General features: G+C 72.5%; 16 protein-coding genes. 12 read left to right on the forward strand and 4 right to left on the reverse strand.

Annotated features, from left to right (window positions below):
* The 10 genes from AC3WRT_RS19810 to AC3WRT_RS19855 all read left to right on the forward strand — a co-directional run.
* Nucleotides 1-1,428, forward strand: a 1,428-nt coding sequence (locus AC3WRT_RS19810; RefSeq protein WP_492725002.1) for a D-alanyl-D-alanine carboxypeptidase/D-alanyl-D-alanine-endopeptidase, incomplete at its 5' end; no start/stop codon positions are given.
* A gap of 118 nt (nucleotides 1,429-1,546) precedes the next feature.
* Nucleotides 1,547-2,662 (forward strand): zinc-dependent metalloprotease, encoded by a 1,116-nt coding sequence (locus AC3WRT_RS19815; RefSeq protein WP_492725004.1) that lies wholly within the window; start codon nucleotides 1,547-1,549, stop codon nucleotides 2,660-2,662.
* Nucleotides 2,663-2,680: 18 nt separating this feature from the next.
* Nucleotides 2,681-3,679: a tRNA lysidine(34) synthetase TilS gene (gene tilS / locus AC3WRT_RS19820; protein WP_492725006.1), complete on the forward strand. Its 999-nt coding sequence runs from the start codon at nucleotides 2,681-2,683 to the stop codon at nucleotides 3,677-3,679.
* Nucleotides 3,680-3,744: 65 nt separating this feature from the next.
* Nucleotides 3,745-4,296, forward strand: coding sequence for a hypoxanthine phosphoribosyltransferase (gene hpt, locus AC3WRT_RS19825; RefSeq protein ID WP_492725008.1), 552 nt, complete (start codon nucleotides 3,745-3,747; stop codon nucleotides 4,294-4,296).
* A 14-nt stretch (nucleotides 4,297-4,310) separates the two neighbouring features.
* Nucleotides 4,311-5,135: a DUF1028 domain-containing protein gene (locus tag AC3WRT_RS19830; protein WP_492725010.1), complete on the forward strand. Its 825-nt coding sequence runs from the start codon at nucleotides 4,311-4,313 to the stop codon at nucleotides 5,133-5,135.
* Between the two features lie 363 nt (nucleotides 5,136-5,498).
* Nucleotides 5,499-7,604 (forward strand): ATP-dependent zinc metalloprotease FtsH, encoded by a 2,106-nt coding sequence (ftsH, locus tag AC3WRT_RS19835; RefSeq protein WP_492725011.1) that lies wholly within the window; start codon nucleotides 5,499-5,501, stop codon nucleotides 7,602-7,604.
* A gap of 3 nt (nucleotides 7,605-7,607) precedes the next feature.
* The gene (folE, locus tag AC3WRT_RS19840) at nucleotides 7,608-8,180 is read left to right on the forward strand and encodes a GTP cyclohydrolase I FolE (protein ID WP_492725013.1); all 573 of its coding nucleotides are present in this window, start codon (nucleotides 7,608-7,610) and stop codon (nucleotides 8,178-8,180) included.
* Between the two features lie 68 nt (nucleotides 8,181-8,248).
* Nucleotides 8,249-9,115: a dihydropteroate synthase gene (gene folP / locus AC3WRT_RS19845; RefSeq protein WP_492725031.1), complete on the forward strand. Its 867-nt coding sequence runs from the start codon at nucleotides 8,249-8,251 to the stop codon at nucleotides 9,113-9,115.
* Complete coding sequence (gene folK, locus AC3WRT_RS19850) at nucleotides 9,115-10,002, forward strand: 2-amino-4-hydroxy-6-hydroxymethyldihydropteridine diphosphokinase (RefSeq protein ID WP_492725015.1); 888 nt, start codon at nucleotides 9,115-9,117, stop codon at nucleotides 10,000-10,002. Before folP ends, folK begins: the two co-directional genes overlap by 1 nt.
* On the forward strand, nucleotides 9,999-10,481 hold the full coding sequence (locus tag AC3WRT_RS19855; RefSeq protein ID WP_492725017.1) for a DUF3180 domain-containing protein: 483 nt from the start codon (nucleotides 9,999-10,001) through the stop codon (nucleotides 10,479-10,481). The genes folK and AC3WRT_RS19855 overlap by 4 nt, the downstream gene beginning before the upstream one ends.
* Before the next feature lie 116 nt (nucleotides 10,482-10,597).
* Here the strand turns inward: AC3WRT_RS19855 and AC3WRT_RS19860 are convergent, their stop codons facing one another.
* Nucleotides 10,598-10,825, reverse strand: a complete 228-nt coding sequence (locus tag AC3WRT_RS19860) for a hypothetical protein (protein ID WP_492725019.1) — start codon at nucleotides 10,823-10,825, stop codon at nucleotides 10,598-10,600.
* Nucleotides 10,826-10,833: 8 nt separating this feature from the next.
* The gene (locus AC3WRT_RS19865) at nucleotides 10,834-12,021 is read right to left on the reverse strand and encodes an NADH-quinone oxidoreductase subunit D (protein WP_492725021.1); all 1,188 of its coding nucleotides are present in this window, start codon (nucleotides 12,019-12,021) and stop codon (nucleotides 10,834-10,836) included.
* An 81-nt stretch (nucleotides 12,022-12,102) separates the two neighbouring features.
* Here AC3WRT_RS19865 and AC3WRT_RS19870 point away from each other — a divergent pair, with 81 nt between their 5' ends.
* Together AC3WRT_RS19870 and AC3WRT_RS19875 are read left to right on the forward strand one after the other, a co-directional pair.
* A complete protein-coding gene (locus tag AC3WRT_RS19870; RefSeq protein ID WP_492725023.1) occupies nucleotides 12,103-13,353 on the forward strand; it encodes a cytochrome P450 in 1,251 nt (416 codons plus the stop codon).
* Nucleotides 13,346-13,741, forward strand: a complete 396-nt coding sequence (locus AC3WRT_RS19875; RefSeq protein WP_492725025.1) for a VOC family protein — start codon at nucleotides 13,346-13,348, stop codon at nucleotides 13,739-13,741. The genes AC3WRT_RS19870 and AC3WRT_RS19875 overlap by 8 nt, the downstream gene beginning before the upstream one ends.
* A gap of 10 nt (nucleotides 13,742-13,751) precedes the next feature.
* On the opposite strand, the gene AC3WRT_RS19880 is transcribed toward AC3WRT_RS19875, so the two are convergent.
* Both AC3WRT_RS19880 and AC3WRT_RS19885 read right to left on the reverse strand, forming a co-directional pair.
* On the reverse strand, nucleotides 13,752-14,285 hold the full coding sequence (locus AC3WRT_RS19880; protein ID WP_492725027.1) for a copper resistance CopC family protein: 534 nt from the start codon (nucleotides 14,283-14,285) through the stop codon (nucleotides 13,752-13,754).
* 5 nt (nucleotides 14,286-14,290) lie between these two features.
* On the reverse strand, nucleotides 14,291-15,091 hold an 801-nt coding region (locus tag AC3WRT_RS19885), incomplete at its 5' end, for an SAM-dependent methyltransferase (RefSeq protein WP_492725029.1).

Genomic DNA, 15,091 nt, shown 5'->3' on the forward strand with positions numbered 1-15,091 from the left:
GTGCTGACCCTGCGTCCCCTGCCGCCCCCTCCGCCGACCGAGACGGTGGCCCCGCGGACCCTGCCGCTCGTGCCGCAGCCGACCCTGTCGACCTCGGTGGCGGCGCCGCTGCCGCCCCTGGCCGGCGACGCCGCCGCCCCGTCCGCTGCGGGGGTCCTGAGGGCGCTCGCCCAGGTGCGGGCGCTGCCGGCGCTGCGGGACTCCGCCCTCGTCGTCCGGGACGGGCAGACCGGGCAGGTGCTCCTCGACCAGTCAGGCGCGCAGCCGCGCATCCCCGCGTCGACGACGAAGCTCCTCTCGGCGGCCGCCATCAGCCAGTCCTTCGACGCCGGCGCGAGGCTGCGCACCGTCGTCCGCGAGGGCACTGCCCCCGACGACGTCGTCCTCGTCGCGGGCGGTGACTCGCTGCTCGACCCGGGCAAGGGCAACCCGGACGCCGTCGCCGGGCACGCCGGGCTCGGCGACCTCGCCGACCAGGTCGCGTCGGCCTTGAAGAGCCGCGGCACCCGGAAGGTGACGCTCCACGTCGACGAGACGTATGCCGCCGGGCCGACGACGGCGCCCACGTGGGCGCCGACGTTCCGCAGCTCCGGCATCACCGGCGCCGTCGCGATGCTGGGGCTCTCGAGCCAGCGTGCGCGTGGCGGCGCGCCGGGGCCTGCCGACCCGGTCGCGTCGGTGCGGGCGCTCTTCGCGCGTCTGCTGCAGGCGCGGGGGATCGGCGTCACCGTCGCGCCACGGGGCACGGTGCCCGAGACGTCCTCACCGGCTGCCACCAGCACGTCCACCGGCACCTCCACCGGCACCTCCACCGGCACCGCTCCCGGCGAGACGGCGACCGCCGGCCCCACGACCACGGGTCCCGGGACGGTCCTCGGCAGCGTGGAGTCGGCGCCCGTCCAGGACCAGCTGGCCCTCGCACTGACCGACAGCGACAACGCCCTCACCGAGATCTTGGCCCGGCAGGGCGCCTACCGCGCCGGGGCCGGCACGGACTTCGCCGCGGTCGGCGCCTGGGTCGTGTCGCAGGTGGCGGCGCTGGGGCTGGACACCGCCGGCACCGCGCTCTCCGACGCGAGCGGGCTCTCCCGCGAGAACAGGGTCCGGGCCGCCCTGCTGTCCGACGTGCTCGTCCTCGGCTACGACGGGAGCCACCCGGTGCTGCGCAGGGCCTTCGACGGCCTGCCGATCGGCGGCCTCACCGGCACCCTGGCCGACCGCTTCACGGGCGCGAACCACGACGCGGCCGGTCGCGCCCGGGCAAAGACCGGCACCCTGACGGGGGCCAACGCCCTCGCCGGCAGCGTCGTCGACGACGACGGTCGCCTGCTCGTCTTCGTGGGTATGGTCGCGGGAGTGGGAACCAACGACGCGCGAGCGGCGTTGGACCGGTTTGTAGCGGCGATCGCCTCCTGCGGTTGCCGCTGACCGGCCGGTGGGCCGCTCGGGGCCCGGTCCTCGCGACGTGCTCGCGGCCGCCTCCGGAGCAAGCGGCCCCCAACACCCCACGCGACGCCGAAACCGTCTCGGCACGGAAAGGGCTGGCATGACCGACACGACCCTCCCGACCCCAGAGCGCGCCAGCGGTCCCGACCGTCCGGGGGGTGGTGCACCAGCTGCCTCCGTCGACTACGAGTTCGCCAAGCGGACCGGGCGCGCGATCGTCAACCCCGGGCCCCAGGTCTCGAGCGACGAGGCCGCCGCCATCGTCGCCGACCTGCGCGCGGCCGCGGCCGCTGCCGTCGCGCCGGTCGCCGAGACGAGCGACCTGAGGGCCCCGGCCGACGCCCCGCCCCCGCTCGTGGTCGACCGGGCGGGCTGGATCAGTGCCAACGTCGACTCGTTCCGCTCGATGCTGGACCCCGTCGTGGACAAGCTCAACGCGGCCAGGAGCACGAAGAAGTCGCAGACGAACGCCACGGTCTCGGCCATCGGCGGCAAGGTGACCGGCGCCGAGATGGGCGGCCTGCTCGCCTTCCTCTCCAGCAAGGTGCTGGGACAGTACGACCTCGCGCCCGGGGGCACGCCGCGCCTGCTGCTCGTCGCGCCCAACATCGTGGCCACCGAACGGCGCCTGGAGGTGGACCCGACCGACTTCCGCCGCTGGGTGGCCATGCACGAGGAGACGCACCGGGTGCAGTTCACGGCGGTGCCGTGGCTGCGCGACCACCTGGTCGCCCGCACCCAGGCGCTCGCCGTCGACCTGGCCCCGACCCCGGAGGACCTGTCCCGGCGCTTCGAGCAGCTGACGCGCAACCTTCCGGAGGTGTTCAGCTCCGGAGAGGGCATCGGCCAGCTCTTCGCGACGCCTGAGCAGAAGGCGCAGATCGCGGAGCTGACCGCCGTCATGTCGCTGCTCGAGGGACACGCCGACGTCGTCATGGATGCCGTCGGTCCGGTCGTCATCCCGAGTGTCGCGGAGATCCGCCGCAAGTTCGACCAGCGCCGCAACAGCGCGGTGGGTGTCGACCGGCTGCTGCGCAAGCTCCTCGGCCTCGAGGCGAAGATGCGGCAGTACCGCGACGGAGCCGTCTTCGTGCGCGCCGTGACCGACCAGGTGGGCCGGGACGGCTTCAACGCCGTGTGGACCTCGCCCGAGACCCTGCCACACGCGGCCGAGATCCTCGAGCCGGACGCCTGGGTGCGCCGGGTCCACGGCTGAGCGGTGCGAGGCCCCGACATGACCGGTCCGGACCCTGCCGTCGCCGCCACCCGGCTCGCCGTGCGTGAGCACCTCGCCGACGTCCCCGAGGGAGCCGTCGTCCTCGTCGCCTGCTCGGGCGGCCCCGACTCGGTGGCGCTCGCGGCAGCACTCGCCTTCGAGGCGCCGCGCTGCGGCGTCCGTGGGGGAGCCGTCGTCGTCGACCACGCCCTGCAGGAGCGCTCCGACGAGGTCGCGCGGAACGCCGCGGCGCTCTGCCGGGAGCTGGGGCTCGACCCGGTCGAGGTCGTGCGCGCCGAGGTGCGCACGAGCGGGGCGGGTCTCGAGGCGGACGCCCGGAATGCGCGTTACGCGGCCATCGAGTCCGTCGCGGACCGCGTGGGCGCCTCCATGGTCCTGATCGGCCACACGCGCGACGACCAGGCCGAGCAGGTGCTGCTCGGCCTCTCCCGGGGCTCGGGCGCTCGCTCCCTCAGCGGTATGCCGGTGCGCCGCGACCGCTTCGTCCGCCCCCTCCTCGCCTTGCCGCGCGCCACGACGCTGGCCGCCTGCGCGGCATACGGCATCGACCCGTGGGAGGACCCCCACAACACCGACGACTCCTTCCGCCGGGTCCGCGCCCGGCGGCTGCTGGCCACGCTCGAGTGCGACCTCGGACCCGGTTTCGGGGCCGCTCTCGCCCGCAGCGCCGACCTGCTGCGCGAGGACGCCGACTACCTCGAGAGCCTCGCCATCACGGCCCGGGCCGAGCTTCCCGCCGGCCCCGACGGCGAGGGCGTCGACCTCGAGGCCCTGTCCGCGTTGCCCCGGGCGATCCGCACCCGGGTGTGGCGGCTGCTGGCAGCCGAGGCCGGCGCGCCGCTGGCCGACGTCAGTGCGGCCCACGTCGAGTCCCTTGACGCCCTGCTCACCTCCTGGCACGGACAGGGCCCGCTGCACGTGCCGGGCGGCATCGCCGTCGCCCGCACTGCAGGGGCGATCCGGTTCAGCCCGCTGCGCGAGACCGCCGACGCCTGAGCGCCCGTACGGGTGCGGTTGAATGGACCCGCCCGCACGACCCCGCACCACATCGAGGAGCCTTCGTGGACCACGAGCACATGGGAGACGACCTGGCCAAGGTCCTGCTCACCGAGGAGCAGATCCAGGCCCGGCTCGCAGAGCTCGCCGCCGACATCTGGAAGGACTACGAGGGCAGGGAATTCCTGCTCGTCGGTGTCCTCAAGGGCGCCGTCGTCGTGATGGCCGACCTCATGCGCGCCCTGCCCGGCACCGCCCCGATGGACTGGATGGCGGTCTCGTCCTACGGCTCCGGCACCAAGTCCTCCGGCGTCGTGCGCATCCTCAAGGACCTCGACACCGACATCAGCGGCCGCCACGTCCTGATCGTCGAGGACATCATCGACTCGGGCCTGACCCTGTCGTGGATCAAGTCCAACCTCGAGTCGCGCAAGCCGGCCTCGGTCGAGATCTGCACCCTGCTGCGCAAGCCCGACGTCGTCAAGGTCGACATCCCGGTCAAGTACGTGGGCTTCGACATCCCCAACGAGTTCGTCGTCGGCTACGGCCTCGACTATGCCGAGAAGTACCGCAACCTGCGCTGCGTCGGCACCCTCGCACCGCACGTCTACGCCTGAGCCGGAAGCGAGCCATGACCTTCTCCATCGTCGCGCGGCAGGGCGACGCCTACGGCGTCGCCGTCGCCAGCAAGTTCCTCGCCGTGGGCGCCGTCGTTCCCGCAGCACGCATCGGCGTCGGCGCCGTCGCGACCCAGTCCTTCGCCCGCTACGCGTACCGCGACGAGCTGCTCGGCCGACTGGCGGCGGGGGAGAAGGCACCGGAGGCGCTGGCTGCCGCCACCGCGCTCGACGAGGGCCGCGAGACGCGCCAGGTCGGCGTCGTCGGCGCGGACAGTGCAGACACCTTCACCGGCTCAGAGTGCAACGACTGGGCCGGTGGGGTCGCGCGGGACGACGGCGACGCGGCATACGCCATCCAGGGCAACATCCTGACCGGGCCCGAGGTCGTCGAGGCGATGGAGCGGGCCTGGCACGACTCCGCGGGGCAGCCCCTGGCGAGGCGGCTCCTGGCCGCGCTCGTCGCAGGTGACGACGCAGGCGGCGACTCGCGTGGGCGTCAAGGAGCAGCCATGTATGCCGTCGAGCCGGGCTCCGGCTACGACGGCTGCGGGGTGCTCGCCGACCTGCGCGTCGACGACCACGCCGACCCCGTGACCGAGCTGGGCCGGCTGCTCTCGGACTGGGAGATGTACTTCGGCAAGCCCGAGGACGTCCAGCCGCTCGAGGGCGACCTCGCCGACGAGGTGCGCGAGCGGCTTGCCCGCGCCGGCTTCACCGACGACGACGTGGCGACGGCCCTGGCCGACTGGGCCGGCAACGCGAACTACGAGGCCCGCCTCAGCCCCGACGGCATCGACCGCCGTGTCCTCGAGGCCCTGCGCGCCGCCACCCCCTAGAAGCGCCGAACCCCCGACTCGTAGCCACCGAACGCCGCGTTCGAGCCCGAACTCACTGGTAGCACAGCGAATTCGGCACCGAACGCCGCGTTCGGTGCGAGAGGGGGAGTGTCGGGACGGCTCAGAACGTGCGGGCGACGCGGAGCCCACGCGTGTGGCCGCCGGGGCAGGCGGGTATGGCCACAACGCCAGTCGGCGCGGCGGCATACTCCCCCAGGGCTTCGGCTGCGGCGGAACCCTGTACGGAGTGGTTGGTCACCGGCGCACCGCATGCGGAACACTGGTACTCCGCCGGACGTTGTGTCGGTGGATCATCTCACCGGACGAGCAGGAGGACCGGGGCCACACCGGCCCCGCACGTACATGGACGCTAAGCGGATTCTGCGCACACCACTGTTGTGGATCTTGGTCCTCATCAGCGCGCTCGTCTTCGGCATGATGTTCTCCGAGTCCGGCCCGCCCCGGATCGACACGTCGGCTGCCATGCAGCAGATCGCCGCCGGCAACGTCGAGTCGGCCAAGCTGGTCAACAACGAGCGCATGGAGCTGACCCTCAAGACGCCGTACACCTCGCCCGACGGCACGGTGAAGGACGCGAAGTCCGTCTACGCCTACTACGTCGAGGCCCGCGGCGGTGACGTCGTGAACGCCCTCAACGCCAAGCCGCCGACGAAGGGCGTGGACGACCAGATCGACGAGCCCAGCTGGTTCGGCTCGCTGCTCGTGTCCATCCTGCCGATCATCATCATCCTCGGCCTCTTCTGGTTCCTGATGGGCCAGATGCAGGGCGGCGGCAACCGCGTCATGCAGTTCGGCAAGTCGCGGGCCAAGCTCGCGACCAAGGACACCCCCAAGGTGACCTTCGCCGACGTCGCCGGCTGCGACGAGGCCATCGAGGAGCTCCAGGAGATCAAGGAGTTCCTCCAGGAGCCCGCGAAGTTCCTCGCCGTCGGCGCGAAGATCCCCAAGGGCGTGCTGCTGTACGGCCAGCCCGGCACCGGCAAGACGCTGCTCGCGCGCGCCGTCGCCGGTGAGGCCGGCGTCCCGTTCTACTCGATCTCCGGCTCCGACTTCGTCGAGATGTTCGTCGGCGTCGGTGCGAGCCGCGTGCGCGACCTCTTCGAGCAGGCCAAGGCCAACGCGCCCGCCATCGTCTTCGTCGACGAGATCGACGCCGTGGGACGCCACCGCGGCGCCGGCATGGGCGGCGGCCACGACGAGCGCGAGCAGACCCTCAACCAGCTGCTCGTCGAGATGGACGGCTTCGACGTCAAGACCAACGTCATCCTCATCGCCGCCACCAACCGTCCCGACATCCTCGACCCCGCCCTGCTGCGTCCCGGCCGCTTCGACCGCCAGATCGCCGTCGACGCGCCCGACATGATCGGCCGCCACCGGATCCTCGAGGTCCACGCCCAGGGCAAGCCCGTCACGGCCGACGTCGACCTGCTCGCCGTCGCCCGGCGCACGCCGGGCTTCACCGGCGCCGACCTCGCCAACGTCCTCAACGAGGCCGCGCTGCTGACCGCCCGCAGCGACAAGAAGGTCATCGACAACGAGGCCCTCGACGAGGCCATCGACCGCGTCATCGCCGGCCCGCAGAAGCGCACCCGCATCATGTCGGCCAAGGAACGCAAGATCACTGCCTACCACGAGGGCGGGCACGCCCTGGTCGCCGCGGCGCTCAACCACACCGACCCGGTCACGAAGATCACGATCCTCCCGCGCGGTCGTGCGCTCGGCTACACGATGGTGATGCCGATCGACGACAAGTACTCCACGACGCGCAACGAGATCCTCGACCAGCTCGCGTACGCCCTCGGCGGCCGCGTCGCCGAGGAGATCGTCTTCCACGAGCCCACCACAGGTGCGAGCAACGACATCGAGAAGGCCACCGGGATGGCCCGCAAGATGGTCACCGAGTTCGGCATGTCCTCGCGCGTCGGCGCCATCAAGCTCGGCCAGAGCACCGGCGAGGTCTTCCTCGGCCGCGACATGGGTCACCAGCGCGACTACTCCGAGGAGGTCGCCCGCATCGTCGACGAGGAGGTCCGTGCCCTCATCGACGCCGCGCACGACGAGGCGTATGCCGCCCTCAACGCCAACCGCGACCTGCTCGACCACCTCGTGCTGGAGCTGCTCGAGAAGGAGACGCTCAACGTCCACGAGCTCGCGGCGCTGTTCAAGCCCATCGTCAAGCAGCCGCCGAGGCCGCTCTGGCTCTCGTCGCAGACGCGCCAGCTCAGCGACCGGCCGCCGGTGCTGACGCCCGCCGAGATCGCCGCCCGCAACGGCTCCGGCGGCCAGAACGGCCACCTGCCGGCGCCGGTCCCGCCCGACAAGGAGCTCGAGGAGAAGATCGACGAGGCCGCCTCGGTCGGCGACCACCCGCTCGCGGAGGAGCACCCCGCCGAGCAGGTCATCGAGGTCCCGAACGACCGTCCCGTCAACCCCGACGAGAAGGGCTGACGCGTGCCGATAGACCAGGCGCGCGCCGAGGCGGCCGTCCGTGAGCTGCTCCTGGCCATCGGTGAGGACCCCGAACGTGAGGGCCTGCTCGACACCCCGGGCCGGGTGGCCCGGTCGTTCTCCGAGATCTACGCGGGGCTCGACATGACCGCGTCCGACGTGCTCGACACGACGTTCGAGATCGACCACCAGGAGCTCGTCATCGTGCGGGACATCGAGCTCTACAGCACGTGCGAGCACCACCTCGTGCCCTTCCACGGGGTGGCGCACGTGGGCTACATCCCGAGCAAGGACGGCCGCGTCACCGGGCTGTCCAAGCTCGCCAGGCTCGTCGAGGTGTATGCGCGTCGCCCGCAGGTGCAGGAGCGCCTGACGACCCAGATCGCCGACGCCCTGGTCGAGCACCTCGACGTGCAGGGCGTCATCGTCGTCGTCCAGGCGGAGCACCTGTGCATGTCGATGCGCGGCATCCGCAAGCCGGGAGCGAGCACGATCACCTCGGCGGTCCGCGGCCAGCTGCGCGACGCGGCCACTCGAGCAGAGGCCATGGCACTCATGCTCGAGGGCAACAAGTGACCGAGCGCGCGACCTCCACAGCACCCGACGCGACGACACTGCTCGGCGTGCGCGACCGCACGCTGGTCATGGGCGTCGTCAACGTGACCCCGGACTCCTTCTCCGACGGCGGGGAGTGGTTCGAGCAGGACGCCGCCGTCGCGCACGGGCGGGACGTGCTCGCCGACGGCGCCGACATCATCGACGTCGGGGGAGAGTCGACCCGTCCCGGAGCCGAGCGACCCTCCGTCGAGGAGGAGCTGCGGCGGGTCGTCCCCGTCGTCGCCGCGCTCGCTGCCGACGGCGCCGTCGTGTCCATCGACACGATGCGAGCCGCCGTCGCCCGGGCGGCGGTCGAGGCCGGCGCCTCCATCGTCAACGACGTCTCCGGCGGTCTCGCCGACCCCGAGATGGTGCCCTGGGTCGCAGCGAACCGGCTGCCCTTCGTCGCGATGCACTGGCGCGGGCACAGCACGCAGATGCAGTCGCGTGCGGTCTACGACGACGTCGTCGAGGACGTCCTGCGCGAGCTCGGCCAGCGGCGCGACGAGCTGCTCGAGGCGGGCGTCGACGAGAACGGCCTCGTGCTCGACCCCGGCCTGGGCTTCGCCAAGAACGCCGAGCACAACTGGGCCCTGATGGCCGCCCTCCCGGTGCTGCACGAGCTCGGGCACCCGATCCTGCTCGGGGCCTCCCGCAAGACCTTCCTCGGACGGCTGGGCCGCGCCGAGGGGGCTGTCCCGCGACCCGCCGCCGAGCGCGACGTCGAGACGACGGCGACCTCCGTCATGGCGGCCATGGCCGGGCTCTGGTGCGTGCGCGTCCATGACGTCGCCTCCACCGCGCGGGCGCTCACGGTGGTGCAGGCCGCCCTCGAGCACGCCCCCGCCGAGCCGGACGACACGGAAGACACGGAAGACACGGACGACACGGACGCCATCGGGGACCAGCGCTGATGGCCGACCGCATCGTGCTGCAGGGCGTCACGGCCCGCGGCAACCACGGCGTGCTCGACGTCGAGAAGCGCGACGGCCAGACCTTCGTCGTCGACGTGACGATGAGGTGCGACCTCGAGCCCGCCGGGCGCACCGACGCGCTCGGGGCCACCGTCAACTACGCGGAGGTGGCGAGCGACGTCGTCGCCCGGATCACCGGTCCGTCCTTCGACCTCATAGAACGTCTCGCCGAGGTCATCGCCGACGACGTGCTCCGGCACGACCTTGTCGAAGAGGTCGAGGTCGTCGTGCACAAGCCGGAAGCCCCTGTGGGCCATCCCTTCACCGACGTCCAGGTGCGCGTCGAGCGCAGGAACGCCGCCCACGCGGTCATCGCCCTCGGAAGCAACCTCGGCGACCGCGGAGAGACCCTCGTCGATGCGGTCGCCGCCCTGACTGCGCTCCCCGGGCTGACGCTGACGGCGGTGTCCGACATCGTCGCGACCGACCCCGTCGGTGGCCCGGAGCAGCCGGAGTACCTCAACGCCGTCGTCACGGCCCGGTCCCTGCTGCATCCGCACGACCTGCTCGTCGAGCTCCATCGCATCGAGGCAAATCATGGGCGTACTCGTGAGATCCGCTGGGGCGCGAGAACCCTTGACCTCGACCTCATCCAGTACGGCATTCCCGGCGGCCACCGCGAGGTCGTCCGCGCGGACCCGGAGCTGACGCTGCCGCACCCCCGAGCGCGCGAGCGTGCCTTCGTGCTCGTCCCATGGCTCGACGCCGACCCGCGGGCCACGCTGCGCGTCGCCGAGGGACGCGACGGCATACGCCCGGTGGTCGACCTGCTGTCCGACCTCGACCGATCGGGCGTGCGTCCCGGTCCCCGATGGGAGCAGCCGTGAGACCTCACAACGGCGTCCGCGTCACGGCGCTCGTGCTCGCGGCCGTGGCGATGATGGTGCTCGCCTGGCTCGTCCTGCGCTGGTTCCTGTCTGGGGGCAACCTGCTACCCGACCCCGGCTGGCTGGGTGCGGTCGCGATGGTCTTCCTCGCGGGCGGCCTGCTCGCCGCCGGCCTGCAGGTGCGCCGGGTGCGCGACGGCGCGCCGAGCGCGGCGGTCACGCCGCTGCGGGCGGCCCGCACGCTCGTGCTCGGCCAGGCCGGTGCCCTCACCGGCGCGGCCCTCGTCGGCTGGTACGTCGCGAACATCCTCGTCCTGCTCCCCGACGCCGACGTCGACTCGCAGCGCGCCCGCATCTGGCCCTTCGCCGTCCACACCGTCGTGGCTCTGCTGCTCGCGTCGGCGGGCATGGTCGTCCAGAGCTGGTGCCGAGTCCGCCCGCGCGACGACGAGGAGGACGAGTCCGAGCCGCCGAGCTGACCCGCAGCACGGCCGGCGGCGTGAACCCCGCCCTGAACTGCGGCGTGGTCCTGCGTCCGGTGGGGTGATCACGCCACCGGACGGCATACGACCTGCCGTTCGCCGGCGAGCGCGGATCAGGTCGTGCCGGCGATGGTTGCCGTCGACGTCGGCGACGGCGCCGTGCTGACCGACGGCGGCTTGGGCGGGCCGTCCGGGGTGGTGGTGCGGGTCGGCCACGGCGGGGGGATCGTGTCGACGGTGTCCTCGTCGGAGCAGGCCGCCGCCAGCGTGACGGTCGCGGTGATGACGGTGACGGCGACCGCGCGCAGGAGCGTGGCGCGCGAGGGCCGGCCGGACGGCATACGACCGTTCACTTGTCGATGTCCCCGACGACGAAGAACATCGAGCCGAGGATCGCGACCATGTCGGAGATCAGCTGCCCGGGCAGCATCTCGGCCAGCACGCTGACGTTGTTGAAGGAGGCCGACCGCAGCTTGAGGCGCCAGGGGGTCTTCTCGCCGCGGGAGACGAGGTAGTAGCCGTTGAAGCCGAGGGGGTTCTCGGTGGCGCAGTAGATCTCGCCCTCGGGGACCTTGAGCACCTTGGGCAGCTTGACGTTGATCGGGCCCTGCGGCAGCTGGACGAGCCGGTCGAGGCAGGCCTGCGCCAGGTCGAGCGAGACGTGCACCTGCTCGAGCAGCACCTCGAGGCGGGCGAGGCAGTCACCGGCCGTGCGGGTGACGACCCGGCCGGGGCCCTTCGGTCCGAACAGCTCGCCGTAGGCGAGGTAGGGAGCGTCCCGCCGCAGGTCGACGTTCAGCCCGCTGGCTCGCGCGATGGGGCCGGAGACGCCGTACGCCTGGACGGTCTCGCGGGAGAGCACCCCGACACTGCGCGTGCGCGCCTCGAGGATCTCGTTGCCGACGATGAGCCGCTCGAGGTCGGGCAGGCGCTTGCGGACGTTGGCGATCGCCTTGTCCACGCGCCCCATCCAGCCGGCGGGGAGGTCCTCCTTGAGGCCTCCGACGCGGTTGAACATGTAGTGGATGCGCCCGCCGGACACCTCCTCCATGACGGCCTGCAACTCCTCGCGCTCGCGGAAGGCGTGGAAGACGGGCGTGATGGCGCCGAGCTCGAGGGGGTAGGAGCCGAGGAACATCAGGTGGTTGAGCACCCGGTTGAGCTCGGCCAGGGCGGTGCGCGCCCAGACGGCCCGCTCAGGCACCTCCATGCCGAGCATCTGCTCGACGCCGAGCACGACGCCGAGCTCGTTGGAGAAGGCGCTCAGCCAGTCGTGGCGGTTGGCCAGGACGATGATCTGGCGGTAGTCGCGCACCTCGAAGAGCTTCTCGGCGCCGCGGTGCATGTAGCCGATGATCGGCTCGGCGCTGACGATCCGCTCGCCGTCGACGACGATCCGCAGCCGCAGGACGCCGTGCGTGGCCGGGTGCTGCGGGCCGATGTTGAGCACCATGTCGGCCGTCGCCAGCCCGCCCGCGCCGATGCCGACGGTCAGCGCCTGACGCTGGCGCGGCGACGAGGCGGTGGTCTCCGTCATGAGCCCGAGCCTACGGCCCACACCGCTGTGGTATGCCGTGTGGCCCTCGCCGGGTCGCCCCCGGTCGGGCAGAGTGTGGGGGTGACCGTCTCGTTCGACCTGCGCGACCCGGCCCTCGTCGCCGACCCGTACCCGGCGCTCGCGGCCGCGCGGGAGCAGGGTCCGGTGCTCTGGCACGACGGTCTGGGACTCTGGGTGACGACGACGCACGCGGCGGCGGGCGGTGTGCTGCGTGACCGCCGGCTGGGCCGCATCCTGCGTCCGCGGTCGCGCGGCGACGACCGGTGGACGACGTTCGACTGGTTGCACGCCGACTCGATCCTCGACTCCGAGCCGCCGAAGCACACGAGGCTGCGCCGGCTCGTGGCCGGCGCCTTCGGCCGCGGCCACGTGGCCCGTCTGCGACCCCGGGTCGAGGAAATCGCAGCTGGCCTGCTCGAGGAGCTCGAGCGGGGGCTCGACCGCGACGGGCGCGTCGACATCGTCGCCGCCTATGCCGAGCCGCTGCCCGTCCTCGTCATCTGCGAGCTGCTCGGCGCCCCGACCTCCGACTGGAAGCGGCTGCGCGACTGGTCGCAGGCCATCGTCCGGATGTACGAGGTGGACCCGGACGCGAGGGCCCAAGAGGACGCACAACGTGCGTGCGACGAGTTCGCCTCCTACGTCGAGGCGCTCGCGAGCGAACGGGCCACCGACCCCGGTGACGACCTGCTCACCTCCCTCGTCCAGGAGCGGGATGGCGGTGACCGCCTGTCGCCCCGCGAGCTGGTCGCGACCGTCGTGCTGCTGCTCAACGCCGGCCACGAGGCCAGCGTCAACGGCTTCGGCAACGGCCTCGCCTCCCTGCTCGCTGACCGCTCGCAGCTCGACGTCGTGCTCGCGGGCCTCGACGACCCGGAGGTCGTCGAGCGCCTCGTCGAGGAGATGCTGCGCCACGACTCCCCGCTCCACCTCTTCGAGCGCACTGCCACCAGCGACGTCGAGCTCCAGGGCGTCAAGGTGCGGGCCGGCCAGAAGGTGGCGGCCCTGCTCGGGGCCGCCAACCGGGATCCCGCGGTCTTCACCGACCCCGACCGCTTCGTCGCTGACCGCGACCCGAACCCGCACCTCGCCTTCGGCGCCGGCATCCACTTCTGCCTCGGGGCGCCCCTCGCCCGAATGGAGCTGCAGATCTCGACCCGCGCCCTGCTGGAGCGGCTCGCGTCGCTAGAAGTGGTCGAGGCGGTGCGGCGCCCCACGTTCGTGCTCCGGGGCTACGAGCGCCTCGTCGTCAGCGCACGGACCGAGGAAGCTGGACAGGAGCAACCGATCGAGGAGAAACGTCGTGACTGAGCTGACGCCCTACATCTGCGTGGCTGACTCGTGGGCCGCGATCGAGTGGTACCGCGAGCACCTCGGGGCCGAGGTGACCGTCGAACCGATCGTCATGGACGACGGGCACGTGGGCCACTGCGAGCTGGCCGTCGACGGCGCCCGTTGGATGATGTCGGACGCTTTCGAGACGGCGGGCGTCGCACCACCCGACCCCGGGCGCGGGAATGCCGTGACGCTGCACCTCGCCGTGACCGATGTGGACGGACGCTGCCGCCGGGCGCAGGAGGGTGGGGCGACGATAGACCGGCCGCCCGCGGACAACCCGCCCATCGGCCGGCTCGCGGTCTTCCATGACCCCTTCGGCCATCGCTGGTTCCTCAACCAGCCTCTGCCACAACCGGACTGACGGGGCGAGTTCAGGCGCGGTCGGCCTCGCGGCTGCGGATCACCAGGTAGCCCGCGACGCCGAACAGCACGACCGTGCCGACGATGGTCAGCAGGATGGGCACGAGCGGGGCGCCCTGCCCGTCGGCGGTACCGGGGGCCGGTCTGACGTGCACCGTCGCGCCCGCCGTCGCCGTCGAGCCGTCGAGCCCGATGCTCGCGTGGAAGGAGAACGTGCCGCTCACCGGGTGCCCGTCGTCCGAGGTGACCCGGTAGGTGACGGTGTAGTCACCCGCCGGCGCGCTGGGCGAGATGGGCTGGGTCACGTCGCGCCCCTTCAGGGTCGGGGCTCCGGACGACACGTCGCCCGACGGCCCGCTGACGACGATCTGCGTGCCCAGCGCGACCGGCGCCTCCGCGAAGGTGAGGGTCACCGCCCCGGGCAGCCGCGTCACGGTCGTCCCGTCCGCCGGGTTGGTGCGCTCGAGCACGTCGTGGGCGAACGCCGTGGTGGGCACCGCGACGAGGAGGCCGAGGGCGATCAGCGCGAAGGCGAGACGACGCATACGACCTACGTTACGTCGTGCCCGCGGACGCGCTTCACCGCCCACCAGAAGCCCCCGTAGCGGTCGCGGTCCAGCAGCCGCGCCTCGGCGCTCGCCCCTTCGAGGGCGGCGAGGTAGGCGAGCGGGTCAGCGGTGGCCAGCGCGTGCGGCGGGGTCGCGCCCGTCAGCCCGAGCGCGCGCAGCGACTCCCGTTGGGTGCGCACCTCGTCGGCGTCGAGAGTGTCCATCGCGACGTGCGCCGTCACGTCGCACGTCCCGTCGGGCACGGGTGTGGTGAGCCGCCCGCGTGCGTATGCCGTGAGCGTCCCCGCGCGCGGACGTGTCGTTGCCGTGTGGCCGTAGTCCACGGCGACGAGCGTGCCGGAGCTGACGCGGGAGACCAGGTCGGCCCAGGCCTGGTCGCGGGCGAGGCCGACCTCGAGGCGGTCACCCGGCGTCGTGGTGGGCCAGTGGCGGTCGGCCCAGCGGCGGTCAGCGTCGGAGAGGGGGGCGCCGAGGGACTCCTCCCCGGTCGCGGGGTCGACGAGGACCTCGCGCGGCCTGCCGTCGGCGTCGACCTCCGCCACGGTGCAGGGCACGACGTCGAGCCACTCGTGCGCGATGACGAGGGCGTCACGCAGGTCTTTCAGCTCGGCGGGCAGGTGGGCGCCGCCCGGGGAGCGCACCCACTCGACGCGCCCGTCGAGCCCCTCCGGCCGGTCGACCACGTCGACAGCGACCACCCGAACCTCCGGCGCCTCCACCGACTCACCCCGTCGAGTGGGCACCTTCCCACACACGTCCCCGGGGGAAAGTGCCCACTCGAC

The organism is Terrabacter sp. FW104-15G4B (genome assembly GCF_058790095.1).

Excerpts from the sequence above, each read along its gene's own strand:
- AC3WRT_RS19815 (WP_492725004.1), top strand. The coding sequence starts at position 1,547 with ATGACCGACACGACCCTCCCGACCCCAGAGCGCGCCAGCGGTCCCGAC.
- tilS (WP_492725006.1), top strand. The coding sequence starts at position 2,681 with ATGACCGGTCCGGACCCTGCCGTCGCCGCCACCCGGCTCGCCGTGCGT.
- AC3WRT_RS19830 (WP_492725010.1), top strand. The coding sequence starts at position 4,311 with ATGACCTTCTCCATCGTCGCGCGGCAGGGCGACGCCTACGGCGTCGCC.
- ftsH (WP_492725011.1), top strand. The coding sequence starts at position 5,499 with ATGGACGCTAAGCGGATTCTGCGCACACCACTGTTGTGGATCTTGGTC.
- folP (WP_492725031.1), top strand. The coding sequence starts at position 8,249 with ATGGGCGTCGTCAACGTGACCCCGGACTCCTTCTCCGACGGCGGGGAG.
- folK (WP_492725015.1), top strand. The coding sequence starts at position 9,115 with ATGGCCGACCGCATCGTGCTGCAGGGCGTCACGGCCCGCGGCAACCAC.
- AC3WRT_RS19860 (WP_492725019.1), bottom strand. The coding sequence starts at position 10,825 with ATGCCGTCCGGCCGGCCCTCGCGCGCCACGCTCCTGCGCGCGGTCGCC.
- AC3WRT_RS19865 (WP_492725021.1), bottom strand. The coding sequence starts at position 12,021 with ATGACGGAGACCACCGCCTCGTCGCCGCGCCAGCGTCAGGCGCTGACC.
- AC3WRT_RS19880 (WP_492725027.1), bottom strand. The coding sequence starts at position 14,285 with ATGCGTCGTCTCGCCTTCGCGCTGATCGCCCTCGGCCTCCTCGTCGCG.